The organism is Anseongella ginsenosidimutans, from assembly GCF_008033235.1.
Lineage (GTDB): Bacteria > Bacteroidota > Bacteroidia > Sphingobacteriales > Sphingobacteriaceae > Anseongella > Anseongella ginsenosidimutans.
The window spans coordinates 3382055-3408453 of the sequence record NZ_CP042432.1; the positions used below are offsets into that span (position 1 = coordinate 3382055).

The 26399-nt window shown below is 46.9% G+C and carries 26 protein-coding genes; 6 read left to right on the forward strand and 20 right to left on the reverse strand.

Going from position 1 to position 26399, the window contains the following annotated elements; genetic code table 11:
• Positions 1-26 precede the first annotated feature (26 nt).
• On the forward strand, positions 27-1646 hold the full coding sequence (gene pafA, locus FRZ59_RS14010; protein WP_132128452.1) for an alkaline phosphatase PafA: 1620 nt from the start codon (positions 27-29) through the stop codon (positions 1644-1646).
• On the opposite strand, the gene FRZ59_RS14015 is transcribed toward pafA, so the two are convergent.
• Positions 1593-2702 (reverse strand): DNA polymerase Y family protein, encoded by a 1110-nt coding sequence (locus FRZ59_RS14015; RefSeq protein ID WP_132128453.1) that lies wholly within the window; start codon positions 2700-2702, stop codon positions 1593-1595. The two genes, pafA and FRZ59_RS14015, sit on opposite strands and share 54 nt — an antisense overlap.
• A 91-nt stretch (positions 2703-2793) precedes the next feature.
• Here FRZ59_RS14015 and FRZ59_RS14020 point away from each other — a divergent pair, with 91 nt between their 5' ends.
• The gene (locus FRZ59_RS14020; RefSeq protein WP_132128454.1) at positions 2794-3597 is read left to right on the forward strand and encodes an XRE family transcriptional regulator; all 804 of its coding nucleotides are present in this window, start codon (positions 2794-2796) and stop codon (positions 3595-3597) included.
• 38 nt (positions 3598-3635) lie between these two features.
• Here the strand turns inward: FRZ59_RS14020 and chrA are convergent, their stop codons facing one another.
• Both chrA and FRZ59_RS14030 read right to left on the reverse strand, forming a co-directional pair.
• Complete coding sequence (gene chrA / locus FRZ59_RS14025; protein ID WP_225975071.1) at positions 3636-4796, reverse strand: chromate efflux transporter; 1161 nt, start codon at positions 4794-4796, stop codon at positions 3636-3638.
• Positions 4797-4866: 70 nt separating this feature from the next.
• Positions 4867-5202, reverse strand: coding sequence for a tetratricopeptide repeat protein (locus FRZ59_RS14030; protein ID WP_132128455.1), 336 nt, complete (start codon positions 5200-5202; stop codon positions 4867-4869).
• 51 nt (positions 5203-5253) lie between these two features.
• Here FRZ59_RS14030 and FRZ59_RS14035 point away from each other — a divergent pair, with 51 nt between their 5' ends.
• Genes FRZ59_RS14035 through FRZ59_RS14045 form a run of 3 tightly spaced genes read left to right on the forward strand, consistent with a single transcriptional unit; the run spans position 5254 to position 7596 of the window.
• A complete protein-coding gene (locus tag FRZ59_RS14035; protein WP_132128456.1) occupies positions 5254-5991 on the forward strand; it encodes an electron transfer flavoprotein subunit beta/FixA family protein in 738 nt (245 codons plus the stop codon).
• A gap of 5 nt (positions 5992-5996) precedes the next feature.
• Complete coding sequence (locus FRZ59_RS14040; protein WP_132128457.1) at positions 5997-6962, forward strand: electron transfer flavoprotein subunit alpha/FixB family protein; 966 nt, start codon at positions 5997-5999, stop codon at positions 6960-6962.
• Positions 6963-6981: 19 nt separating this feature from the next.
• Positions 6982-7596, forward strand: a complete 615-nt coding sequence (locus FRZ59_RS14045) for a bifunctional nuclease family protein (RefSeq protein WP_132128458.1) — start codon at positions 6982-6984, stop codon at positions 7594-7596.
• A gap of 25 nt (positions 7597-7621) precedes the next feature.
• Here FRZ59_RS14045 and FRZ59_RS14050 read toward each other — a convergent pair whose 3' ends face one another.
• The 13 genes from FRZ59_RS14050 to FRZ59_RS14110 form a co-directional block, all read right to left on the reverse strand.
• Positions 7622-8905, reverse strand: coding sequence for a citrate synthase (locus FRZ59_RS14050; protein ID WP_132128459.1), 1284 nt, complete (start codon positions 8903-8905; stop codon positions 7622-7624).
• Between the two features lie 62 nt (positions 8906-8967).
• The gene (locus tag FRZ59_RS14055) at positions 8968-10893 is read right to left on the reverse strand and encodes an FUSC family protein (RefSeq protein WP_158640638.1); all 1926 of its coding nucleotides are present in this window, start codon (positions 10891-10893) and stop codon (positions 8968-8970) included.
• Positions 10806-11189, reverse strand: coding sequence for a hypothetical protein (locus FRZ59_RS14060; protein WP_147698342.1), 384 nt, complete (start codon positions 11187-11189; stop codon positions 10806-10808). Before FRZ59_RS14060 ends, FRZ59_RS14055 begins: the two co-directional genes overlap by 88 nt.
• A 121-nt stretch (positions 11190-11310) precedes the next feature.
• Entirely contained in the window at positions 11311-12165 is an 855-nt protein-coding gene (locus FRZ59_RS14065) for an ATP-grasp fold amidoligase family protein (RefSeq protein WP_132128461.1), read from the reverse strand.
• Positions 12137-12538 (reverse strand): hypothetical protein, encoded by a 402-nt coding sequence (locus FRZ59_RS14070; protein ID WP_147698343.1) that lies wholly within the window; start codon positions 12536-12538, stop codon positions 12137-12139. Before FRZ59_RS14070 ends, FRZ59_RS14065 begins: the two co-directional genes overlap by 29 nt.
• Complete coding sequence (locus tag FRZ59_RS14075) at positions 12522-13907, reverse strand: undecaprenyl-phosphate glucose phosphotransferase (protein WP_132128463.1); 1386 nt, start codon at positions 13905-13907, stop codon at positions 12522-12524. Before FRZ59_RS14075 ends, FRZ59_RS14070 begins: the two co-directional genes overlap by 17 nt.
• A 16-nt stretch (positions 13908-13923) precedes the next feature.
• On the reverse strand, positions 13924-15270 hold the full coding sequence (locus FRZ59_RS14080) for a UDP-glucose dehydrogenase family protein (RefSeq protein ID WP_132128464.1): 1347 nt from the start codon (positions 15268-15270) through the stop codon (positions 13924-13926).
• A gap of 31 nt (positions 15271-15301) precedes the next feature.
• Positions 15302-16009 carry a glycosyltransferase family 2 protein gene (locus FRZ59_RS14085; RefSeq protein WP_432417399.1) on the reverse strand — a complete coding sequence of 236 codons (708 nt, stop codon included), beginning with the start codon at positions 16007-16009 and terminating at the stop codon, positions 15302-15304.
• Entirely contained in the window at positions 15895-16191 is a 297-nt protein-coding gene (locus FRZ59_RS20020; RefSeq protein ID WP_147698345.1) for a glycosyltransferase family 2 protein, read from the reverse strand. The genes FRZ59_RS14085 and FRZ59_RS20020 overlap by 115 nt, the downstream gene beginning before the upstream one ends.
• Positions 16192-16194: 3 nt before the next feature.
• On the reverse strand, positions 16195-17142 hold the full coding sequence (locus FRZ59_RS14095; protein WP_132128466.1) for a glycosyltransferase family 2 protein: 948 nt from the start codon (positions 17140-17142) through the stop codon (positions 16195-16197).
• Between the two features lie 2 nt (positions 17143-17144).
• On the reverse strand, positions 17145-18272 hold the full coding sequence (locus FRZ59_RS14100; RefSeq protein ID WP_132128467.1) for a polysaccharide pyruvyl transferase family protein: 1128 nt from the start codon (positions 18270-18272) through the stop codon (positions 17145-17147).
• 21 nt (positions 18273-18293) lie between these two features.
• Positions 18294-19727: a lipopolysaccharide biosynthesis protein gene (locus FRZ59_RS14105; protein WP_132128468.1), complete on the reverse strand. Its 1434-nt coding sequence runs from the start codon at positions 19725-19727 to the stop codon at positions 18294-18296.
• Between the two features lie 38 nt (positions 19728-19765).
• Positions 19766-20824 (reverse strand): nitroreductase family protein, encoded by a 1059-nt coding sequence (locus FRZ59_RS14110; protein ID WP_132128469.1) that lies wholly within the window; start codon positions 20822-20824, stop codon positions 19766-19768.
• A 230-nt stretch (positions 20825-21054) separates the two neighbouring features.
• On the opposite strand from FRZ59_RS14110, the gene FRZ59_RS14115 reads away from it, so the two are divergent.
• On the forward strand, positions 21055-22101 hold the full coding sequence (locus tag FRZ59_RS14115; RefSeq protein ID WP_132128470.1) for a glycosyl hydrolase: 1047 nt from the start codon (positions 21055-21057) through the stop codon (positions 22099-22101).
• A 6-nt stretch (positions 22102-22107) separates the two neighbouring features.
• Here FRZ59_RS14115 and FRZ59_RS14120 read toward each other — a convergent pair whose 3' ends face one another.
• The 4 genes from FRZ59_RS14120 to FRZ59_RS14135 are packed head-to-tail and all read right to left on the reverse strand — an operon-like array spanning position 22108 to position 26399.
• Complete coding sequence (locus tag FRZ59_RS14120; protein ID WP_132128471.1) at positions 22108-23313, reverse strand: glycosyltransferase; 1206 nt, start codon at positions 23311-23313, stop codon at positions 22108-22110.
• A gap of 7 nt (positions 23314-23320) precedes the next feature.
• Complete coding sequence (locus FRZ59_RS14125; RefSeq protein WP_132128472.1) at positions 23321-24433, reverse strand: hypothetical protein; 1113 nt, start codon at positions 24431-24433, stop codon at positions 23321-23323.
• 11 nt (positions 24434-24444) lie between these two features.
• Entirely contained in the window at positions 24445-25482 is a 1038-nt protein-coding gene (locus FRZ59_RS14130; protein WP_132128473.1) for a glycosyltransferase family 4 protein, read from the reverse strand.
• 8 nt (positions 25483-25490) lie between these two features.
• On the reverse strand, positions 25491-26399 hold the full coding sequence (locus tag FRZ59_RS14135) for a sulfotransferase family protein (RefSeq protein WP_132128474.1): 909 nt from the start codon (positions 26397-26399) through the stop codon (positions 25491-25493).

A 26399-nucleotide genomic window follows, 5' to 3' on the forward strand; every position in this document is an offset into this window, starting at 1 on the left:
CTCCGAATCATTATAAATTTCGAAACATGAATATACAGCAACGTTTATTGTGCTTTCTTTTTCTTATTTTAAGTATTCCCGCATGGGCTCAGGAAAGACCTAAACTGGTGGTCGGGATTGTGGTGGACCAGATGCGATACGATTACCTTTACCGGTATTACGATAAATACTCCGAAAACGGCCTGAAGAAGTTAATGACTGAAGGATTTAACTGCCGGAACAATCATTACAATTATATTCCCACCTATACCGGCCCCGGCCACGCTTCTATATATACCGGAACTTCTCCCGCCATCAACGGAATAGCCGGCAATGACTGGTATGACCGGTACAAAGATGATATGATGTATTGCGCCGAAGACAAAACGGTATCATCCGTGGGAAGCGATTCCGACGCAGGACAAATGTCACCAAGAAACCTGCTCGCTTCCACTATTACCGACCAGCTTCGCCTGGCCAGTAATAAACGCTCAAAAGTTGTAGGTGTATCTTTAAAGGATCGCGGCAGCATTCTTCCCGCCGGCCATATGCCCACCGCCGCCTATTGGTTTGATTCCTCCAACGGCGCGTTTATCAGCAGCACCTATTATATGAATGAGTTGCCAGGATGGGTGAAAAAGTTCAATTCCCGGGATCTTGCAAAAAAATACCTCTCCCAAAAATGGAAAACCCTGCTACCCATAGATGAATATATTGAGAGTACGGCCGACGATAAACCTTATGAAAACACACTTTCCGGTGAAGAAAAGCCTGTTTTCCCGCATAAACTAAAGTATAGTGACACAGATTACGGGATCATAAGGTCTACGCCTTTCGGCAATTCCATCAGCAAAGACTTTGCTATTGCCGCTATCGAAGGAGAAGACATGGGTGAAGATGAGATCACCGATTTCCTGGCGCTTAGCTTTTCATCCACAGACTACGTGGGACATGGCTTTGGCCCCTATTCTGTCGAAGCACAAGACACTTACCTCCGGCTGGACAGGGACATCGCAGAGTTGCTTGAATACCTTGATAAACGGATTGGCAAGGAAAACGTACTGGTATTTCTGACAGCCGACCACGGGGCCGCAGATGTGCCCGCCTTTTCGCAGGAAGAAGGCATTCCTGCAGGCGTACTCAATAGCAAAGAAACATTCGATGCACTTAAAAATTACCTTAAAGAAAAACTGGGCGATGAAGACTGGGTGCTTCATATCGCCAATTATCAAATTTACCTGGACCGGGAATTGCTCGCGGAGAAAGAAATTTCTATTAACGAGGTCTTCCGCCTTACCAGGGACTTCCTGCTTTCAAAAGAAGGCATTTATAACGTCGTAAATCTCCAGGATCTGTCTACTGCGAATGTCCCTTCCAACTACCTTGACCTGATTCGCAACGGGTATAACCCAAAAAGATCAGGTGACCTCCTGGTCTTATTGGAGCCCAACTGGTTCCAGGGAAGCAGAAAAGGTACTACTCATGGGTCTATGTTCGCTTACGACACACACATACCGCTGCTTTGGTACGGTTTTAACGTCCCTGCCGGAGAAACTACCCGCAAAACTCATATTACTGATATAGCTCCCACAATTGCACAGTTACTGTACATATTAGAACCTAACGGAACTATCGGCGAGCCTATCGGAGAAGTTACCGGGCGTTAACATTGCGGGGCCGGCGAATAATTGCATTTGCCGGGCCCGTTGTTCCAGCTCACCGAAACGCAGTCCGATCATCCGGACACTTTTTGATTTGTCATAAAGCACGTGAAAAAGATCCTGTGCTTTGGAAGCCAGGTTTTTTCCGATAACTACCGGGGGGACAGGGGCTTTGCGCACTGCAGTAGTTAAATCCGGGTAACCAAGCTTCACGGATACCAGGGAAGCTGTCATCCCGTTCTTACGGAGGGAATAGCTGAGTTTATCAGCCATGGAATTTAAAATGGAAAGCAGGCGCGACGGATTATGGCAGTCCCTGGTAAAGGTAACCTCCGTTGAAACTGAAGCAGGATCCCTATAAGGGACCAGCGCCTGGTGACAGATACCGTTTGCTTCCTGCCAGGCGATCGTTCCTCTTTTCCCAAGCAGGCGCTGTATCTTTCCGGGTGACATGGCGGCCAGCTGTCCGATGCTGATAATGCCTTTCTTTTTAAGCAGTTCCCGCATTCCTTCGTGAGGAAATGGAAGCTCATCAATGGAGAAGGGCGCCAGGAATTGCTTTTCAGCTCCAGGAAGTATGCACCTTTCCTGTTCAGGGCCCGTATGCAAGGCCGCCATGGCAGATACAAACTTACTGGACGATAATCCCATGGAAACCGGCATACCTGTTTCACGCACTATCCGTTGTTTTAATTCCCTGGCCCATTTCCAGCACTCCGGATAATTCCCTACCGCTGATAGATCGGCAAAAAAACGATCGACAGCCGCCTTTTCAAGCACCGGAACCGCGTCTGCCAGCACACCTGCGAACTGCTCCGACCGGCGTTGGTAACGCTCCATATCCCCGGGTATGACAATGGCGTGAGGAGCAAGTTTCCGGGCTGCGCCCACTTCCATAGAAGCGTGTATGCCAAAAGCCCGGCATTCATGGCTGCAGGAAAGTACTTCCTGCTTGTCTTCATCAATAACAATCACCGCTTTCCCTTCCAGCGAAGGATTTTTCAAACGCTCGGCTGAAACAAAGAAATTGTCCGGTCGCAAATGCAGGATAGCTCTGTCCATTTCAAATATTTTTTAGAATGTCCGATTTTATTACTAACTTTATTAGCAAATATACGCTAAATATTTTAGTAAGCAAGTTTTAAAAAAATATATGGGCAATATAGCAGGCAACCTGAAATACCTCAGGAAAAAGAAAGGGCTTACACAGCAGCAACTGGCTGATACATTAAGTGTTAAGCGCCCGGTAATTGGCGCGTACGAAGAAGGCAGGGCGGAACCAAAGACCGAGTTACTCAGAGAAATAGCTATTTTTTTTAGTATCACGGTAGATGAACTGGTAAGTAAAGAACTCAGCGACCGCTACTTCGAGCAGAAGAAAAAGCAGGCCGAGCAGGAACAGTTCCATGTCGGGAAGCAATTAAAAGTGCTTAGTATTACGGTAGACAGCAATGACCGGGAGAACATCGAGCTGGTCCCCGCAAAAGCCAGCGCAGGGTATCTTAACGGGTATGCCGACCCTGAATTCATTTCCGAATTACCCCGCTTTCACCTGCCTATGCTCAAAGGCGGAACCTTCCGCGCTTTTGAGTTGAAAGGCGACTCCATGCTGCCTCTGCTGCCGGGAACGATAGTTATAGCTGAATACCTGGATAACTGGAACCAGGCTAAATCCGGCGCCACCTATGTATTGCTCACAAAGAACGACGGCGTTGTATATAAGCGCCTGCAGAATAAATTACGGGAGCAAAAAGCATTCCGGCTGATTTCCGACAACAAGGCCTACGATCCTTATTCTGTTCCTGCCGACGATGTACTTGAAGTATGGAAGGCCAGGGCCTATATCAGCACGGTGTTCCCTGACCCCGGCGAAGAGCCTTCCCTTGAAAAGCTTACCGAAATGGTACAACACCTTCAAAAATCAGTTAGCGGCCTGAAAAAAGAAGAAGACAATTAAACGTCGCCGCGACGGAGCAATCGCCAGTACGGCAATCATTAAAGAAAAACCCCAAGCAGGATCCCGGCAATAAAAAGCACAGGGGCCGGTACCCGGGTAAGGCTTAGCAGAACAAAGGTTATCAGGGCCAGGCCTACAGGCAGCCAGCCTACCGCAATGGGTTCAAACATAATCACGGCGGCAGCCAGCATGAGGCCCACGGCCACTGCGTTTACGCCCATCATCGCATTTTTGATGCGGGTGATTTTTTTCAGATTTTCCCAGAAAGGAACAATGAAAAGAATCAGTATGAGCCCGGGGAGGTTAATACCTATCATCGCCACCAGGCTTCCTAAAAGCTGTCCGCTGGTACCCTGGTTTTTAAGCGCCATCCCTCCTACGTAGGAAGTAAAGGAAAAAGTGGGCCCCGGCACGATCTGCTGAAGGGCAAAGCCCGACAGGAAATCCTGCGAAGTAAGATAGCCCTTCAGCTCGACAAACTCTGTATAAAGAAGCGGAACCAGCACCTGCCCTCCCCCGAAAATAAGGGCGCCGTTACGATAAAAGTTCTCAAAAAGACGCACGGGGAGAGAGAAGAACGAACTCCTGTTAATAAGCGCACCCATCAGGGCAAACAACACGAGGATCCCGAAAAAAGCTGCTACTTTTTTCCGGTTAATGTTCAGGATCAGGGTTTCTTCCAGCTCCCGTTCCTCCCTGTTCCTGTGAAGGAGAGATGAAAGCACCCCGCCCCCGATGATCAGCAGGGGAAAAAGATAAGGGGACTTAAATATGACGGTGGTAAGGGCCGCAACCGCTGCCACAATTATCGAAAAACGGGTTCTGATGACTTTTTGAGCAAGCAGGACGGCCGCATAGCAGACAAAACCGACGGCCATTGGCTCGATAAACCTAAAAATGCGGGTGAATCCTATTTCGGGTGAAAGCCGGGAAACCAGGATAGCAGCACCAGCCATTATAATAGCCGGAGGAAGGAGCCAGATCAGGGAACTCAGCACGGCCAGGCCTGCTCCTCCCCTTTTATAGGCGATCGCCGCCAGGGTCTGCGTGGATGAAGGGCCGGGAAGTACAGCACATAAGGCATTCAGTTCCAGTAATTCCTCTTCTGTAAGGTATTTTCGGTTTTTTACAAATATCTTGAGCATCATTGCCAGGTGGGCCTGCGCCCCCCCAAAGGCAGTAAGGGTGAAAAAGAACACATCCCTTAAAAATATTATCTTCCGCTTGCTCAATGAGTAAAAATAAGAGCCTAATTTAACGAAATGATTTTCAATTTTCGCCCTCTTCCTCGTCGCTTATTGCCAGCAAAGCGCCCCGGAGTTCCGACAGGGTATGCTGATTCCTTTGTTGTTGGGCGAGCGCGATGCCCCTGGCATAAGTCTCTGCCGCATCAGGAATCCGCCCCAGTTGTTCGTACAGTTTTCCAAGGTGATAATAAGTTCCCAGGTATTCCTCGTGTTCCTTTATAAGCCCTTCAAAATAAAGAAGCGCATTGGTGGTATCTCCCAGCTTCAGGTATTCTGTTGCAAGGGCGTACTTTAGGAAGGGGTCCTGAGGCTGCTGTAACAGAAATTCCCTTAACTGCTCCAATCTTGTATTCTTCATTCTTATACCTGTTTCTTATATTTGGGTTTTGGAGTAAACCGTGCGCGCTATATGAAAATCCTTGTTTGTATCAGTGTTGTTCCCGATACGACCACAAAAATAACTTTCACCGATAATAATACCGAATTCAATTCTTCCGGAGTGCAGTTTATTATTAACCCCTATGATGAGATTGCGCTGGCAAGAGCCCTGGAACTTACCGAAGGCGGAAAAGGATCGGTAACGGTTATTCACGTTGGAACAGCCGCAGCGGAACCTGTTATACGGAAAGCGCTGGCAATGGGAGCCGATGAGGCTATCCGGGTGAACGCGGCCCCCAGGGACGCCTTTTTTGTTTCCAGGCAAATCGCATCCGTCGCAGGGAAAGAATTGTTTGATATGATCCTTTGCGGACGGGAGTCCATTGATTATAACGGGGGGCAGGTGGGCGCCATGATCGGCGAAAGACTGAACATTCCTTCTGTTTCCATTGTAAAAAAAATAGACCTGGAAGAGAATAAGGCATTACTTGAAAGAGAAATAGAAGGCGGAAAAGAGATTGTGGAAACAGCCCTCCCCTTTGTCGCCAGCTGCAGCGAAGGAGTTGCCGAACCCAGAATACCCAGTATGCGGGGCATCATGACTGCCCGTACAAAACCTTTGAAAACGGTCGAGGCTGAAGATGCACCCCAGCTTCAACGTATCTTGTCTTTCGAGGTCCCTCCTCCCCGTGGCAGCGTAAAAATGATCGATGCGGCGGATGCAGGAAAGCTGATCGATCTGCTGCACGAAGAAGCAAAAGTAATTTAAGCCCCATGGCAGTTTTAGCTTATATTGAACATATAGACGGGCAATTTCAAAAGTCTTCTTTTGAAATAATTTCCTATGCTAAGGAAATCGCCCTGCTGACGGGAACATCCCTGACGGTCGTCTCTATAGGCGGTGTTCGGGACGATAGCCTGCAAACGCTGGGAAAATACGGGGCTTCCAAAATACTCAGGGCAACCGGGGAAACCCTGAACGCATTTGACAGCGCAGCTTATGCGGCGGTAATTGCCAATGCTGCTGCAGCGGAAGATGTCCGTATCCTCATTCTCCCGGGTTCTTTTTCAGGAAAGGGCATTGCCCCCCGCCTGGCTGTGAAACTTAACGCCGCCCTGATCCCCGATGTAACGGAATTACCAGCGATCAAAGAGACACAGCTGACCGTCAAAAGAAATGCCTTTTCGGGAAAAGCCTTTGCCACCGTAACTACCGGGGCTGACAAAATAATCCTGACCCTTTCACCGAATGCGTATAAACTGGTGCCGCGGGAGGAAAAAGCGGAGATACTTGCGTTCGGGGCAGCCGAAGCAAGCGCGCCGGGCGTCCGGGTAAAGCAAGTGATGCGGGAATCAGGGAAGGTCTCCTTGCCGGGCGCAGAGATCGTGGTTTCCGGCGGGCGCGGGATGAAAGGGCCTGAAAACTGGGGAATGCTGGAAGAACTTGCGGAACTGCTTGGTGCGGCAACGGCCTGTTCCAAACCAGTTTCGGATGCCGGATGGAGACCCCATTCCGAACACGTGGGACAAACCGGCATCACAATTGCACCCAATCTTTACATAGCTATAGGTATATCCGGCGCTATACAGCACCTGGCGGGAGTAAGCTCATCCAGGGTAATTGCGGTTATTAATAAAGATCCGGAAGCGCCTTTTTTCAAGGCGGCTGATTACGGGATCGCAGGAGATGCCTTCGAGGTAATCCCAAAACTAATTGAAGCCCTTAAAGAAAGGGGTTGACTTGTCCGATAAGAGAAAAATGAAGAAGATCCGGTTAGATATTGTAGGATTATCCTATAGTCAAACCCAGTCAGGTGCCTACGCACTGGTTTTAGGGGAAATGAACGGGCGGCGAAGGCTGCCCATAATCATCGGTGGTTTCGAGGCCCAGGCCATTGCCATCGAGATTGAAAAGATGACCCCTACCCGCCCCCTCACTCATGACTTGTTCAAATCCTTTGCTCAGTCCTTCAGCATACAGATCCAGGAAGTGATCATTTATAACCTGGTGGACGGGATTTTCTATGCGAAACTAATCTGCATGGGAGGAAGCCGGCAACAAGTTGAAATTGACGCCCGCACTTCGGATGCCATTGCCCTGGCAGTTCGTTTTGACTGCCCCATTTACACCTACGAATTCATTCTGGCAACGGCCGGGATTGTTGTAGAAGGAAATGATTTTGTTTTCCTGGGGAAAATGGAAGGACAGGAAGAACCGGCGGAAGCAGGCGCGTCAACCGGAAGCAAAGCCAATCTTTCCCAGCTGAGTGATGATGAACTTAAAAAACAACTGAAGGAAGCGCTTACTGAAGAAGCCTATGAGCGCGCCGCGCGCATCCGCGATGAGCTTTCAAAAAGAAGGGGGTCTAACTAACCCCCTCTAATATCGCGATCATTGTTTATTCTGAAATTTCTTTGAAGTCCCTGGCGCCGGAACCTACATAAACCTGTCTCGGCCGGCCGATAGGTTCTTTATTCTCCCTCATTTCCTTCCATTGCGCTATCCAGCCCGGAAGCCGGCCAAGCGCAAACAGAACGGTAAACATTTCCGTTGGGAAGCCCAGGGCACGGTAAATAATCCCGGAGTAGAAGTCCACGTTCGGGTATAATTTCCGGTCTACGAAATAACTGTCTTCCAGCGCAGCTTTTTCAAGGCGCTTGGCAATGTCAAGGACGGGGTCATCAATGCCCAGTTTGTCAAGAATATCGTCGCATGCTTTTTTAATGATCTTTGCCCGGGGATCAAAATTCTTGTACACCCGGTGGCCAAAGCCCATGAGACGGAAGCTATCCGTTTTGCTTTTTGCCTTTTCAACCCATTTATCCACATCGCCGCCGTCCTTGCGGATCACCTCCAGCATTTCAATTACTGCCTGGTTGGCGCCGCCGTGCAGCGGGCCCCATAAAGCGGCAATTCCGGCAGACACGGAAGCAAACAAATTCGAATTGGAAGATCCTACGATCCGTACCGTCGAAGTTGAGCAATTCTGCTCATGGTCGGCATGCAGGATAAGAAGCTTATTCATTGCATTTACCACTACCGGGTCGATCTCGTACTCTTCGGTCCGGTGACCGAATGTCGTATAGAGAAAGTTCGATACGTAGTCCAGCTTGTTCTTGGGATACATATACGGATGCCCCATCGATTTTTTATAGATCCAGGAAACGATGGTCGGCATTTTGGCCAACAGCTTTATAATCGTCTGGTCCACTTCCTCTTCGTTCATATCCGGCTCCAGAGACTCCGGATAAAATGTTGAAAGCGAGCATACCAGGGCCGCCAGCTGGCCCATGGGGTGGGATTTGGAAGGATATCCGTCAAAAAACTTCTTCATATCCTCGTGAATGAGGGTATGATGATTTATTTTATCCTGGAACTGCTGAATTTCCTGCCGGTTGGGAGCCTCCCCGTAGATCAGCAAATAGACTACCTCAAGAAAAGAAGATTTTTCGGCTAATTGTTCAATCGGATAGCCGCGATAACGCAGAACTCCTTTTTCTCCGTCAAGAAAAGTGATGGCGCTCTGGGTAGAACCTGTATTCTTGTATCCCGGATCAATAGTGATCAGCCCGCTCTCCGCTCTTAACTTTGAAATATCAATTGCTTGTTCGTTTTCGCTACCGGTAATAATGGGAAGAGTAAAAACTTTCTCTCCGACTTTCAATTCTGCATTTTCTGACATAGTTCTTTCTGCTGTGTGCCAAATTTATAGTTTTTGCCGTGATTTTAAAAGCTAAGACGCCTTTAAACGCGGATTTTTTGCGAGTGCTTAGAGATTTCGGCTGAAATTGTAAGGATATTCTTGAAAGTATCGAATAATGACTGAAGCAGTGAAAGTTCTTCCTGCGTTTTGCTTGCCTGCTCCCCTGCCCGGACCTCATTCATTCGTTCTTCGGCCAACAGGTGCAGCTTCTGGTCCAGCAAGCGGAATTCTTCCGGTAATTCGATTGCGATACTTTCAGTTTCTTCTTCTTTCAGATTCGTTCCCGCCTGTTCCAGCAACCCAAGTATTTTCTCAATAACAACCGCAAATCCCTTTTGTTCGAATTGTTCCGGTTTGCGATTTAAAAGGACAACAAGTGTGGCAATATGGGAAGAAAGCGTATGATTAAGCACGACAAAGGAATAGATTTCCGAGGCATTCTTATGCTTGCTTTTCGGTTCCGAAAGCATTCGCTGCAAGGCCGAAGCAATATTAGCTGTACTAACATGTACCTGCTTTCTTGCCAGCTTGTATTCTGTCCGTATGAGGGGTTCGCCGGCGTATGCACGGGCAACCTGTTTAAAATATTCCCTGTTAGCCTCAAGAATGTCAAGCAGGTAGGTTTTAAGCTGCAGGTATTCCCAGCTGGGCCATAATACATAGCTGGCAATAAAAGCAATCCCGCCGCCTATGATCGTATCAATTACCCGTTCCCTGACCACTTCAAAGTTCCCGGGGTCCAGCAGCTGGAAGAGGATCAGCACATAAGGCGTAATAAAGACTACCGCGAGCCGGTAATTATAATTAATAAAGGTAAAAGCCAGGAAGATGAAAAGCAGGAGGATGATCAGCAGGATGCTTGTCTGGCTCACAAAGACCAGGATGCCCACCCCGGCAAGCCCGCCCAGAACAGTCCCCAAAAGACGTTCGTAAATCCTCTTTTTGGTAGAACCAAAGGCGGGCTTCATGATGATGATCACCGTCATCAGTATCCAGTAACTATGGTCTTGCGCCATCATCAGGGAAACAAGATAACCGCTTACCGCGGCCAGCGTTACTCTCAGGGAATGACGGAATGAGCTGGAGTCAAAAGTCAGATTACTCCTGAATATACCGAAGTCATAGCGCTGATGAGAGGTAAAGCGGGTCAGTTCCACATCCTTCCCGAGCGGGGAACGCGCTTCCTTCCGGTCGGGATGCGTGTAATGATGAAGCATCCTTATTTTGCCGGAAATGGCGGCCGCATTTCTCAGGATATTTTTGAGGGCAATGAATTCGTCAATGGTATCGCTGTTGAGCATTTCTTCTTTCAGGTCGTCAACTTCATGGCGAACCGCTTCAATTTCCTTCCCCAGGTTTAACCTGGGGTAGGAGCGGGAAGCGCTCAGCACAGCGGCGGCAATATCTTCCAGCTCGTTGGCCATATGAATAATAAGCTCCCGGTATTGCAGGAGGATACCTGTTTTTTCAAAGCGGGCATGCAGCAGCCGGTAATCAATATGGGAAGCCATTACCTGTTCAAGCAGATCCACCGATTCAATGAAGATCATCACCAGCGAACGGCTTACGCTATTGCTTCCCTGGATCGCGGAACGTCGTTTAAGCAGTAATTCCCTTACTTCTTCCTGCTTTTCATTAATTTGTATCTGAATATCTACCAGTTTTCTGAAATTTTTATCAAAATCAGGATTATTCTGGTAAAAGGCCGCCTTTATACGCATATATTCAGCCGTTTCAAGCAGGCAGTCCGCCAAACCCTGGCGCGCCGAAAAGTAAGGCCTTATCTGCCAGAGTACGACTGAAAGCAAGAAATACCAAATGCCGCCGGCCAGCATAAACCCTGCATATTCAAGCGATTGCGAAAAATCCCTCACCCCTTCTACGGAAAAGACCATCGCCAGCAGGCAGGCGGTGCCGATATTGGAAGCCCGCCCCCATAAATAGAAAACATGGAGAACACGAAGCAAAGCAGGATGATGAGTCCGAATAAAAGAAAGGTGGAACTCGTGCAGATCCCGGTAAGAAACGAAACCAGGAATACGAGAAGCCCGCCTATTAGCATCCCGTTACGCTTCCGCGATAATGTCCCGGGAACATCTGCAATACCCACGCACAGCGCCCCCAGGGAAGCTGTGATGCCGGGCAGGAACATATCATAGCCGGCCAGTACGGCGGCGGGTACCGTCACCCCGAGGGTCATGCGCAGGCCGTAACTAATATGGCGGCTGCTCAGAAAAAGAATTAACCGGCGAAAAATATGCATTGCTGAAAAATAGCTACTGTCAGCGAAATCGCCAAAATTATTCGCCAAATAAAAAAAGCCCGTAAAACATTGGTTCTACGAGCTCTCCCGGTGTAAGGTAATGAAAAAATCCGGCAAGGACTTATACCAGGCCGTTGCAATAGGTGTCCCAATAATAGGTTAGCAACTCGTCGCCATAAGGTGTAAACCCGTTACCTCCCGAAGGTGTGGGGGTAAACTCGCCAAAGACGGCTCCTTTGTCGGTTGCATAAAAGTCTATGCGCACAAATATCCCGTAGGCTTTACTTAACCTTCTTGCTGCGTCAATCATTTCATTCAGGCAGGCAGGAGGCTCCCGGTATCCCTCGTTTGGATAAATTACCGTCAGCTCATCCATTTTACTCCAGTTCTCGTCGTAAAAGTCCTGATAACCTTCCTTCGCGCCCAACCGGTTAATAAGCACTATACTCGCTATTTCCCCATTAAACATCAGAAATTTATAGTCATTGGGAATGCCATATTCGCCGTTTTCATTGCGTACAAATTCCTCAATAAGAAACTCCAAACGTTTATTCCCCGTTACCGCCTTTTTTAAAAAAATAACGAGGTCCTCCCGCGAGTAGGCCCGCTTGTCAAGCAAATTCACACCATTCTTCATAAGGAAGACCATATTGCAGGAGTGACCGAAGGTGGGCCGGATCACAAACTCCGGGGGCAGGCTGTCAAAATCAATGGCTTCCACGTCGCGGCCTTTCCAATACAACTCCGCCACCCGGCAGCCGTGCATTTTTGCAAATTCCCTGGCATTATACTTATTGCTAAGCTTCCGCTGCCAGTTAATACAATCTTTCCAATGTTCAATGGGATCATTGGCATGCATAATGGCATCCTTAACCACTTCCACATCGGGGCTGTTCCAAAATAGACTATGCCTGGCTTTTATCCTGGCAGACACATTGTTTTTGGCTTTAAAAGCTTTTATCAGCGCTTCCAACATAACTTTTACTTTTTTTCACAAATCCACTTCCCTTGTATAATACCCTTTCCCTCCCCCTGGGTACTTTTAATTCCATCGATTCGGTGACGAGCCATTCACTGCCATCAAGGCCCAGCATCGAGTAACGGATCTTGCCTTTTCCTTTTGTATATACTTCTTTCAGCAGCCCCAATTCCTTTCCTGCGTCGCCGGGAAGCATTCTCCGGTACCAGGCGTCACTATCCCGGAAAACCGGAAGCGAAAACGCAGGATGGGCTGTCAGTTCTTCCCCGGTCTGAAGCGACAGGAGATTAAATGTTTCCGCATCCCGTTCCCAGTGAATGCGAACCACTTCCTTTTCCGCGGAAGCATTTTTATTAATAAGCATTTTCATCGCCTTTCAGCATGTTAATAATGGTCATAAAAATGATCTTCACATCCAGCATGGCCGACCAGTTCTCCAGATACCAGATATCATGTTCCACCCTTCGTTCCATTAAAACAGAATCTTTCGTTTCTCCTCTGAAGCCATTCACCTGTGCCCAGCCGGTAATGCCTGCCTTTAGAAAATGACGGACCATGTACTGATTGATAATGGAACTATATTGTTCGGTAAGCCATAAGGGATGCGGACGCGGTCCTACCACGCTCATATTTCCAAGCAGCACATTAAAGAATTGAGGTAATTCATCCAGGCTGGTCTTTCTCAGGAAACTTCCAACGGCGGTAATGCGGGAATCCCCCTTGCTTGCCTGTTTGGTATCACCTTCCGGGCCGGTGCGCATACTCCGGAATTTATAGCACAGGAAAGGCTTATTGTCCCGCCCGCTCCGGTATTGCTTGAACAATACAGGGCCACGGCTTTCCAATTTGATCAGGATGGCAATAATGGGGAACAGCCAGCTGAAAATAAATACAATCACCAGTAAGCTGAAAACAATGTCAAAAACCCGCTTTTTAAACCTGTTTTGAATTTCTTCAAGGGGTTCCTTTCGTAAACTGATCACGGGAAAATCCCCCATGTAACTCAGGGTAAAGGGAGCTACCAGCGACCCGGTGAAGTCCGGAACAAACTTTAGCCTTACGCATTGATTTTCTGCTTCCTTAAGCAGGTGGCCGATCTCCGAGATGCGATCAGGGGTCAGGGATACATACACTTCCTTTACCCCCTGGCTGGCAGCGACCCGGATCTGTTCCGTTGCCGAAGGGAGTACTTTCCCGTTTTCATCCACGTACAGGCTGTTCCCCTCATTCAGAAACCCTTCAAAAGCTACCCTGTCTTCCATCTTTTCGAAATAAGTAGCCAGCCTTAATCCCATATTATTTCTCCCGAGAATGGCGACCGGCTTCCTGATGTTAAAATATCGCCTGATAACTGATTCGGTCATTACTTCGCCAAAGCGGCTGATGAGAAACCCAAGTGCGATAAACACGTAGAAGAGTACGAGAAAATGCCGCGAAATATCCACTTGTTTAAAAAAGACGATATAGAAAACGAAAAACACCATATGCAGAAGGTAGCTTCGAAGGGTGGCCCGATAGATAAATACAAGCCTTCCTGTTTCACGTCCTGCATAGAGCCGGTTCAGGCCCGCCGATAAAAACCAAAGGAGGTTAGAAACGACAAGGTGGCTCTCGTAATTTCCAGGCAAGCCCTGTCCTTCCCCCGCCAGCAGGAAAGAGAAATAAAATGCCAGGTTAATAATAACCAGGTCAATGGCCCCGAGAATAAAATAAATCAGGTACAGGAAACGAGTTTTCATGAATATTTGATTTAACCTAAACTTCGGGTTCCAGTTTTTCAACCGAAGACATCCTTCCGATACAGTGGTAGGCATATCCTATCTCCTGAAGTTCAGCAGGGTTATAAATATTGCGGCCATCGAAGACCACATGGTTAAGCATAAGGTCATGCATTTTCTTCCAGTCGGGCAGACGGAACTCAGACCATTCTGTAACCAGCGCCAGGGCATGGGCTCCCTTTACCGCATCCAGGGCGCTGCTGGCAAACAGCACGTTTTCACTCAGCACGTACCTGGCCTCCGTCATTGCTACGGGGTCGTAAACCTGGACATTGGCCCCGGCCGCCAGCAGTGACTCGATCAGCACCAGGGCAGGCGCCTCGCGTATATCATCCGTATTGGGTTTAAAGGCTATCCCCCAGACGGCAATGGTCTTCCCAGCCAGTTCACCCCCGAAATGCCGTCTGATCTTTGCGAACATTACATGCTTTTGATCGTCATTTACCGCGTCCACAGATTGCAGTATCCGCAGCTCATAATTGTTTTCCCTGGCTGTACCTATCAGCGCTTTTACGTCTTTTGGAAAACAGGAACCGCCATAACCAATACCCGGGTAAATAAAACGTGTGCCAATCCGGGGATCGGAACCGATACCTTTTCGTACGGCATCTACATCGGCTCCCAGCAATTCGCAGAGATTTGCAATGTCGTTCATAAAAGATATTTTGGTAGCCAGCATCGAATTGGCGGCATACTTGGTCAGTTCAGCTGAGGGAATATCCATGAATAACAAGGGATGTCCGTTAAGGACAAAAGGATGATAGAGCTTTTGAAGAATCTCCCTTGCCCGGTCTGACTCCGTTCCGATAACAATCCGGTCGGGCCGAAGGAAATCATCGATGGCCGAACCTTCTTTCAGGAATTCAGGGTTAGAAGCAACTTCAAATTCTACGGCTGCATCCCGTTGTTCCAACTCAAGCTGAATGGCCGCTTTCACTTTTGCCGAAGTACCGACTGGAACCGTACTCTTGGTCACTACAATCGTATACCCGGTAATACTTGCTCCTATTTCCCTGGCTACCTGGAGAACATGCCGCAGGTCCGCGCTGCCGTCTTCGCCGGGAGGAGTACCTACGGCGATAAAAATAACGCTGCATTCACGAACGGATTCCCGGAGGCTGGTACTGAACTGAAGCCTCCCCCCTTTGTAGTTCCGTTCGACAATCTCATCCAGACCGGGTTCGTAAATAGGGATGATCCCTTTTTTCAGGCGCTCGATTTTGATTTCATTTACATCAACGCATATCACATCTGCGCCGGTTTCGGCCAAACAGGCTCCCGTTACCAGGCCTACATAGCCGGTACCAATAACAGCAATCTTCATAAATAATTTTATTAAGTTAAAGTATAATCATTCAGGCGCGGTTAGGCAGCTTTCCAAGGCGCACTTTAAATTTTTCCCAGGCAGTAACAACAGACAAATAATAATGAATGTAGAGAACCGTTAATTTTTGCGGAACAGACAAATCCCGGCCTCTTTTATAAACCATCCTGAAGCTCCTCAACGGAGGACGCAGGTTATTCAGCAAATAAAGTATAGCCATGGCCTTTCCGGACAGCCGGTACGTGAACAGCGCCTGGCCACCGCCCACCCGTTTCGCTTTTCTAACCAGCTCCGTGACGGAAGATCTTGCCGGATGGCGGATAATGACCTCGTTTCCGTAGCCGATATCAAAACCGGCGTTTCGTGCCCTGATTCCCCATTCATAGTCGCCGCCGGACAGCAACTCTTCATTGAACAAACCAACGCTGTCAAATACATACCGGTACGCGAACATATTTGCCGTTACGCCTGTACCGTCTTTTTTCACATACTGGTACTGGTTAAAGGCATATACTTTTTCATATAGTTCACCCGGTGTGAGTTTAGCGGACTTGTAGATAAGGTCAATTCTGCCGGCAACCCTGCTGTGAGGATCATTGGCTTCCAGATATTCCACCGCATTTTTTATCCAGTTTTTGTCAGGTATGCAGTCGGAATCGGTGAATCCGAGAATTTCGCCCCCGGAAAGCAGGATGCCCTTATTTCTGGCGGCATAGGAACCAGGTTTTTTTTCTGTAATGACCTGACAGTTAACTGGTATATTGAAATTTTCCGGAACAGCATTCCCGGGTTATTATTGACCACAATGATCTCATATAAATGAGCAGGATAGCTTTGATTTGCAAGCGCTTTGAGGCAAATAGCCAGCCGGTCCCAATCATTGTAGACTGGTGTTATTATGGATACAAAAATATTGTTCATCTTTTAAGAAAGGTTTCGTCTGAGATCCCATTCGCTGGGACTGTTATAAATTCCCTGTATATAGTACAGAAGCTTTCTTAATGCTATCCTGGAATTTATTTTGATCATGGTATTCCAGGGAACCTCAAGTTGGTTTTGTTTCAGGTATTCTTTTACATAGTCGAATATTTCCGGCGAATTTCTTTTTAACTCAAAATAAATGTAGGTATCTATTGTCCGGTTCATATTCGCGGTGAGCTGCTTGGTCAGGATTAAGTATTCCTTGATCTCCCGCCGGAGGTTGATTCTATTCCTTACAATCTGGATCAGTTTCTTTTTATCAGTACTTTTCGACGTTGAATTCCTGTTATGGTAAACCATTGTATAAAATGCTTCGTCAAAAACCACTTCCGAACGGTTCTTAAGCAGACGAAAGAGCAGATCGTATTCCTGGGACGAGGTTAGTCTTTCATTCCAGCCGTTAACTTCAAGGAGATCTTTTTTTTTCCAAAGATTAGAACTGGTTATCCCCAGATTCGATGTAACCAATCCCTCCCAGGGATCGCTCATAGCGGGTCTTTTGAGATGAAGCCGCTTCTTACCTTTGATCCATTCCAAAATGTAATTCCCGATTACTATTCCGGCCATGGAATTCGTTGCCAGATCAAGCTGGCGGGATAGTTTCTCAGGATGCAGCTCGTCATCTGCGTCTAGGAACTGGATCCATTCTCCCCTGGCAGCAGACAACCCTTTATTCCTGGCAGCAGGCGCTCCTCGCTTATATTCGTGAAAGACCCGGATCTTTTCTGGAAATCGTTCTTTATAATGGTTTAATAGATGAATGGTCCCGTCCGACGACCGGTTGTCAACCAAGAGCAACTCGTAGTGCTGATATTTCTGATTCAGGACACTATCTACCGCTCTTTTTATGGTGGATACGCAATTATAGCAGGGAATTATAATTGAGATCATTGTTATTTATTTATGACCTTAAATACTGCTTCCCACATTTCCAAGGACCGTTCTTTTTGTATGTTGCTGGATAGCGCCAGTTTTTGTGAGATCGCCTTGTTAGTATCCGGGTCAGCTATTTTGTGGATCAGTTTTTTCGTATGCGTGTGATCTCCGAGATCACGAATAAGGCCTTCTTCATATTCATACTCGCTTAGCAGCATTTCATATTTATGCGACCAACTTGTAACAAGGCAGGGGACTGCCTGAGACAGAGCGCTCACCGTTCCATGGAATCTTGAGCAAATAATAAAATAGGCACTCGCAATCATTCCTTTAATCATCACCGGGTTTTCGTTGGTAATAATGGCCAGCGGCTTTTCCAGTTCCCGGTTCACCTTTTCGGCTATCTCCGCATCATGGTTTCCTTCATGGATTAAAAAATAAGGGTGCAGGCCCAACGCGGAAACCTCACGAGCGGCCGTCAAAAGAAAGTCAAAATAGGCGTTCTGATTATTGTCATCGGCCTGTTCAATCATTTTATAATTAGGAATAATGGCCACCCGATGCTTTTCGGGATTAAATCCGGTCGGCAAATTGCCTTTTATGAGATTTGTAAAATCCGGTGCAAGCAAAAATTGAGCAGCCGGGGAAACATCCCTCAGGTATTCATAAGACTGCTGCTCCCTGGCAAAAACAAGATCTGCATGGAAGAGGATCTTGTTCATTATTTCCCTTAACCCCGGCTCTTTAAAAGGCCCGAAGGCCTGGGGTAGCAAAATGATCTTTTTACCTTGCTTTTTCCATTTGATAATGTTGGAACCAAGCCTCCTTTCCGCGTAGGGAGCGCCCCACTGATCGCCAAATGCAAAACCTGACCCATCCATTACAATACCAATCTCTTTGTCCAGGATATATCCCATTCGCCGGCGCAGCGGTTTGGGCAGATACTGTCCCAGTTTGGAATACCTGCGGCCGTTTAGCTTAACGTAGATATTATGCTGTTTCAGCTTTTTCACGGGAGAACGCGCGCCCCGGTCCATTACAAAAATGGCATCCGGTACCTTGTCCGCGATTTGCTCCATAATCGCATGGAGCATCAATTCCGCTCCTTTGTTGACAAATTCAACGCCTCTTAACTCTATTATCATAAGTTGTTCGCATTTAATTTTTTAAGCCGGTATGATCTTTTTTATAAGCAACTTCAGTTCGGCTCCCATGAAAGCCCATATTGTTAGAAAATAACTCAGGAACAGAAATATACCGGCAAACAGGAAATGGAGCCCGGCGAAGCTGGCTGTATAGGCTGCCATGAAGGCAACCAGCGAGGCTGCAATAGGCGGCCTCAGGGACGAATAGAGTTCGCTATAGCTTATTTTTACATTAATAAGTTTTCTGAATACATATTGTGCGATTATCAGGGTAATGAGCTTATTGATCAGCACTGCCCACGCGGCCCCGAGGACTCCATAAAACCAAATACCTGCTATCAACACCGGGATATATATCGCCGCCTTTAGTGCCTGGAGTTTCATTTCCAGGCCGGGCCGGCCCAAACCGCGGAGCAAGGCCGTGTTGCCGCTTACCATCATATTGAACATTACCGCAATAGACAGAATTTGCAGCGGAGCGATGGCGTCCTGCCATTTATCGCCAAAGAAGTTCAGCAAAAAAGGACCTCCCAGGACGCAAAAGAAGATCATTACCGGAAAAACAACCATGCAATTGAACTGAACTATAGTGAGGTAGTACTTCTTCAGCATCGCATAATCATGTTGATTTTTTCCGTAGAACGGATAAACCGCCCGGTCAACGACCGCCATAATCCTGCTTCTGAAAGTGTCCGTGAGTACAAATGCCAGCGTATAAACTCCGAGCGCCGCAGAACTCAACAGTTTACCAATAAGCAAGTAGTCGATGTTGTTATATATATAACTTAGCATGTTGGAGCCGGTAGTATATACTCCAAACCCAAGAATATCTTTAAAAGCCTGTTTGTTCCACATTAATTTGGGCAACCAGCCTGTCGCCTTAAAATAGAAGGGGATCGCGATCAGCACAGGAGCTACTGAATTTAACACAAGTGACCAGATTCCTGCTCCGAGAAAAGCCAGCAATAGAGCCAGGCATCCGGAACACAGGCGCGACATGCTGTCGATCATCGCGATCCGCTTGAAGTTCATCTGCCTGATGAGCTGTGACCGGTTGACCAGGTTCACAGAGCCAAATAAAATCCCAAGGCTGAGTACCGGTATAATACTGATCAATTGGGGTTCATTGTAAAAGGAAGCGGCGAGCGGCCCGGCTCCTAAGCACATGATCAGGAAAAGAATGACTGAAAAAACCAGCCCGGTCCAAAACGCGGTATGATAATGTATAGATCTAAGGTCCTTTTCGCTGCGCTGAACCAATGCGGCTCCTACGCCTAACTCATTGATTACCTGGATAAATCCCGTGACAACTGTTGCCATGCCAACCAAACCAAATTGTTCGGGAAACAGCAATTTGGCCAGTACGAGCTTTACGATAAAAGAAAACGATTGATTTACGGCAAGTTGGACCCCATTCCAGAATATCCCAAAGGCTACAAGTTTTTTATCGGACATACGTATTGAGCAATTCTGACAAGCAGACCTCGTATTAACTAATTATAATTTCTAATTTGATCCAGGCTTCTTTTCTCAGAAAAAGCTACCATTCCGTCCGGGTCCGGGTAGCCTAGCCCAAGACACATAATTGGCCGCTGCCAAGGTCCCAGGTTCAGCGTTTTTTGCATTAGTTCTTCTTTCTCTTCAATATCCGGCCAGTTAATCGGACAGCTGCTTAACCCCAGCGTTTCCAGCGCAAGCATAAATGTCATTGATGCGAGCGCGCCGTCTATATAAATTACATGGCGGTCACGTTCCGACGCATAGGCATCCAGGTTGCCGACAACCACAGCAAAGACCGGGAGGGAATGCCCGTACCCTTTGGTACCCATGGGAATATCTGCCAGCTTCCTGACCAATTGATGGTCATCAAAAATCCTGAATTCGAACGGCTGCCTGTTACAGGCGCTGGGCGACTGACTGGCGGCGAGTACGGCTTTATCGATCAATTCTCTTGGTACGGGCTTTGGCAGGAACCAGCGCACCGATCTTCGTTGCCGGGTAAGCTTATAGAACTCCTCGAAATCCACCCGGGAATATTCACCGGGCACCCGGCAGTAAGGAATGGACCTTCCCTGAGAAGAAATCGTATCGTTCCCGTTAACAAGCATCTTAAACTTCTTTCGCTGTTCTGCTATCAGCGGCGTATCGGAAACTACGTTGAAGTATTCGCTCAGCACGTCCTTAAACCATTTATTCTGGGAACCGGCATCCTTTTCGCTGTCGCAGTTCTTCCATATGTTACTAAAGCTATCAAGCGTCTCATGTATATAGCTGGTAGCAAACTGCGCTTTGCGCGGGCGCATTAACAACCCTTTCTCAATCCGGTGAGTATTCCGGACTAATAAAAAATAGTTAGCCTTCTGCTTTTTGGCTTCCCTGAAATGTTTGGATTTCCCCGCAAGTACTGCCTGGTGTTCTCTTGAAAAAGCCGGAGAGATTAAACAATAGTAAAGGTTGGACAGCCGTCTGGACCGGCAAAAAAATCCGGGAAGGTAATCCTGGGCCAATCGCTTTTTGAAGGCTTTCACTTTATTTATGATCTTTTTTACCATTATTTTTTCGATTTGACAGGGAAATTCCAGGGGGTAGATGAAAAAAATTTTAAAAAAATTTTTTGTCAAAGTTATGTTACAATACACTTAAATTCCTCGTAAATTAAACCGGCAAAAAAACGCCGAAAGGTTATATAAATCAGGACAACACTTTAAGATTGTTGCCGTTATATTCACAATGCTTAAACAGCAAAAACCAAATTAAATTCTAAATCGTAATCAAAAGAAACATGAAGGTTAAAATCTTAATCTCCAACTGCGTCCTGGCCGCAGCACTATTTTTCACTTTTTCATCTTGTTCCGAAGATGTTGTTCCTGAAGACCTTTCGGTTGCCGCGGAAGACAACCTGGTTCCCGAAACGAAAAGCGCCTCGGGATATCGTTTTGGCGTAGCCGGAACCGCCCTGGGCTCGCCGGCATATTACAATGTTCCCTACACAGAACAGATGGCTTTACTTAAACGTATGGGGATGAATGTATATAAGTTCCAGATCCAAACAATGTCGGATGGCAAAACAACCGTTCCCTGGAGATTTAATCCATTTGTAAAAGCCGCAAAGGAAGCAGGCATCACCTTGCTGCCGATGCTTTATCATAAGAATCTTGATTTTTCAGTAAGCAATACCGAATCATATATGAGAGGCCTAAAGGTGGGAAAAAATTTCGCCCGGCAATACAAGGACATCTTCACTTATTATGAACTTGGAAATGAACTGAATCTGAAGTGTCTGATACCTGGCTCAGCCGGTAAAACTCCCCGCAGTTACAACATCAAAAGATTTAAAACAATCGCAGCGTACCTGAAAGGAATGAACAACGGTATTAAATCCCAGGATCCTGATGCCAAAACAATGATCAATTCCACCTGGCTGCATTACGGTTACCTCAAGATGCTTGAAGACCACGGAATCGACTTTGATATTATAGCTTACCATTGGTATTCTGAAATGGATGAGGTTGCCAAGAGAGATTTTGGTATAGATGATATAATCCAAAAACTTGCAAAAGAGTTTGATAAACCAATCTGGTTTACTGAAATCGGTCAACGATATGAGCCGGTCGCCGATATCGAAGAAAAACAATATGAATTCATCAGCCAGTTCGTTGCCAGGTGCAAAAATCATCCTCAGGTAAAAACGGCCATTGTATTCCAGCTTTTTGATCAACCCAATAAAGACCACATCCTGGAGAGCAATTACGGTATCCTGAAATGGATGAGCCCTTACACCCAGTATGCTTATAAGTTAACAGCAAAAAAACTTATAGAGAGCAACTAATACCGTTCACGTGGCAAGCGTATAAGCTGGCCCTGAATTTAAGTCAGTATACGTATCAAGGTATTCCTGATCATGGTGTTCCGGGGAAAATCGGCTGGCATGTTTTCTGCAAAACTCGCCCTTAGCCGATATTTCCCCTTTATTTAATAAAATATGTTCAATAAGCTTGCTCAGTTCACCCTCACGCGGAGCGAAAGACCAGGTACACAGAGGATGATGAAGTTCTTCAAGCCCCCCTGAGCGGGCAATGCACACTGGTACGGAGTGAGACAATGATTCGATGACAATTCTGCCAAAGGGTTCACTCCATAGCGATGGTACTATTAACACGTCAATCTGCCTGTAGAATCCGTCTGATTCTACAAATCCGGGAAATTCAACCTTGATCCCGTCTAGTTTGTCTCGCAGGCTACGGACAAACGTTTCATCTCCCTTGCCCGCGAAAACCAATTTAAAGCCGGATCGAAACTCCTCTTTTATATTTGCAAGCTCTTTTGCGAGGTACTCCGCTCCTTTAGCTTTTGAGACCCTGCCTATAAATCCAAATATGACTTCTTCTCCCCCGGTATTTTTAGCGGGGATTTCCGGCGGCATCTCAACCACGTCATATATCACCTGGGTTCGCTGCCGGCGCATGGGCAAATAGGCAGCATGTTTCTCTAAAATAAAATTGCTTACACCCACATAACAATCAGGATATCCGGCGAAATTCTTCTTGATACCGTGCGTTATCTTACACTGCCAGCATAAATCGGTACATTTTCGCTCATTGTGATAAAGGGTCGTTCTGTGACACAGCATATAGTAATCCCGGAACGTATGGACCAGAGGCAATTGCTGCTTTTTCACGATCGCCCAGATAAAAGGTGAAAAGCCCTGGATATTATTGGTATGCACGACATCAGGTTTGATCCTTTTCAAAAGACCGGAAATCAGGAAATAATTCAAGGGGTTACAGGAATCAAGAAGATGCCATATACTTTTCAGCCAGCCAGGACTTTTCGAATTGCTGTAAGTAGAAAATACGTTTCTTTGCTTTATTCGGATGACGGCCACTCCATGAAGGCGTGCTACAGAAGTACTGCTGCCGCTTGTAATTACAAAAACCCTATTCCCCTGTTTAGCTAACCTTTCAGCCATAAGCTGAACACATACTTCCGCTCCCCCGACCTGCTTTGGGTAATAAAATGTATTAAAGATCAATATATTCATTGGAGTATTAATCGGTAAATTCTATTAAATCAAGTGCTGCCTTTCTATAAGACCAGTTTTGATACCTGTCCGGCATCGCTTTCCAAGCTTTGAAAGCAGCTTTATCGTCTTTTCCCGGGTAGCCGTTGAATTTTACAAAACCAAAGTGTTCTTCTTCATAATTTGCATGTTCCAACCCTCCGCGTTCGGGATTATCTAATAATTCATGATAAATGACTGCTTTTACGTTTGGATCTGCCAGGCACCCGGATGTGAAGGCTTTACGCCATTTATACGACCTTTCCTCATTTTGAGCGGCGGTGAGATCTTTCCGCGCGCGGCTGTTTGTTTCCGTGTACCAAATCGGGCGTTTATAGCGGTCATACAAATACGCGTGAATATTTTCAATTCCAAACCTGGATTTGTATAAAGGAAGCATTTCCGGGTACACATGCCAGGCGCATATATCAATCGTGGGAGCAGCAGCGAACATCCTGTCCATCCAAAAAACCGGCAGGAATCCGGCTGTATTCACCATGCTTTTAGCGTCAGGCATTACCGATTTCAATCCTTCCTCCATACCTTTGATATATTGCTCGGCTCTGATCACCCGCTGCATATCATAATTTTTTTCCGAACGGCCATCACCCGATACGCGAAGCTTATCAAACAATTCCATCTCGTTACCTAACTCGAAATAACTAAGGTATTTGCCGTACAGCCGCGCAAAACCTGCCATTTGAGTAAATCCTTCCTGGTAGGCATCGCGGGGGGCCGCGTCGTAACGGCACCGGTCATAGATCATTGGCAAAACGGTAATTCCATTCTCCCTGCACTTGGCAAGCATTTCAAGGAACATCGTATGGTTTCTGCTTTTCCCCGCCGGATTGGTATAAACATCCATGCGGTAAACAGTCAATCTCATGTCTTTTAACATCCTTATTTGCGTGTCGTAGTTAATTCCCCGTACAGTGGAAGAATTTGCGTTATAAGCGACTGCACTCAAAGGATGTCCGCTGATTCCCAATCTAAAACCGGTGTCCGTTGTGTCCGCCGAAATTTTATGACTTTTTTCCCCGGCGGCAGAAAGGTGCAGGGTGGCAAGAAGCAGGAAAACAACGGCAATGATTCTATCACTCATTTGCTTTCTTTTTACTGCATAAGGTGCCGGTAAATGGCAGAAGCAGCATTATTCCAATCAAATAACTTTATACGCTGAAAGCCCTTATTCACCAGGATGTCCCTTTGGGTTTGTGACTCAAGCAACTGCAATAGCCCTTCATAGATCGAATCAACGCTTCCGGGAGATACCTTGATGGCCGCATCTCCGGCTATTTCATCCAGGGCAGTTGTATTGGATGTTAATACCGGTGTTCCGCAGGCCATCGCTTCCAGAACCGGCAGGCCGAAGCCCTCGAAAAGCGAAGGAAATAAAAAACCGGACGCGCCTGAATAAAGCGCCGGCAAATCCTCCTCCTCCACGTATCCTAATAGTTTGATGGAATCCGACCTGTTTATCTGGAAACTACGGAAATTGTCATTGCTTCCTCCTGCTATAGCCAGGCTATAACCATTGGGGTTCTTCTCCGTATACTTGTTCCACGCGGTCACCAGGCGCGCAAAGTTCTTCCGCGGATCAAGGGAACCAAGCGCCAGCAAATAGCGGGCAGTTAGTCCGTATTTTGCCCGGACCTGTTTAATACGAACGCTGTCTGCCGGCTTGAATCGTTTCGGGTCAATCCCATTGTAAACAACTTTTACTTTTTCAGGAGCTAAATTCAAATGCTGGCAAATAACTTTCCTGGAATATTCGGAGACTGTAATAATTGTCTTGGCGCGGCTTACAATCCTGGGAATCAACATCTTTCTCCATTGTACATACGAACTTGAGAACCACTCAGGATGAACAAAGACTCCCCCGTCATGCAGTGTTATCCCATGGTTGTCCGCGTACACCGGTCCGGTATTGGTAGGAGACCACAATACAGCACTTTCTTTCTGTTTAAGGGGAAGCAACACCTGCTCCCAAAAATGATGGCCCACCTTATGGGAGGAAAAAGGTACTGACGGACTAAGTATCCGGTATGCGTACCCTCCTTCATCAAACCCGGCCAATATCTCCCGGGCATAACGTTGTACCCCGGTTAAGCGCTGATGCAGAAAATGGCCGTTTACGTTAAGTTGATTCATGAGCTATGTCAGTTTTTCCACGCGCTTAAATCCCGTCCGATTAGTTGTTCGGTTTTCCCGATATCTTCCCTGAACCAGGCAACCAGCATATCCCTGGTATCCTTATTTAGGGTCAGCCCTCCCTCTCGTACATTTATAGACCGGAATTTCTGCATCATGGAATGAGTAACCGAAGGATCAACCACCTTATTGATATAGACCTTATAGCCGGCAACCCAGTTTACCATTCTCGCCAGGGCCCTGCTTCTGGAAAGGCCAGACATATTATCCCTGCCGGGCTCGCGATCGAATTCAAAATCAGAAAGATCTGCAAAGTCGGCAGCTGATTTCAACACATCATTAAAGCCTGTCTTCAGATCATCAAAAAGAAAGAATTGTATTTTGTCCCTGCCAAAACAATCCAGGTAGCGTAATATCTGATCGCTGTAAAGCCCCATCTTCCTGAGATGCCAGGAAAATTCCCATCCTTTTAGCTGGCGCTCGTCTTCCAGAGCGAGGGCTTGCTCAAAGGAAACACTTTCCCGGCCATCTCGTAGCAGATGTTTGTAATGTGACCATGCTCTGTCCACCGGGTTACGGAGTATAATAATGATTCTTGCGTCGGGATTATCTGTCCTTATACGGCTTGCAGCGGTATTGCTGTAGAAATAAGAAACCGAACCATCAATTATAAAACGATGCTTGTCTTTGATCCGGTAAAGCGACCGGTATTTATGTAAGGAATTCGTCCATACCGTTGCTTTATCTCCCGGCCCAGTCCCCGGCTGCACAATATCCTGGCCTTTTCCCGGATTGCTGTAATAGTTTGGCTCCTTAACGATTGGAGAACAAATTTCGGGATGACGGCTCAGCGCCTGGTATAAGGTGGTGGTTCCGGCTTTGGCGGCGCCTACTAAAAAAATATTTCCCAGTTTCAT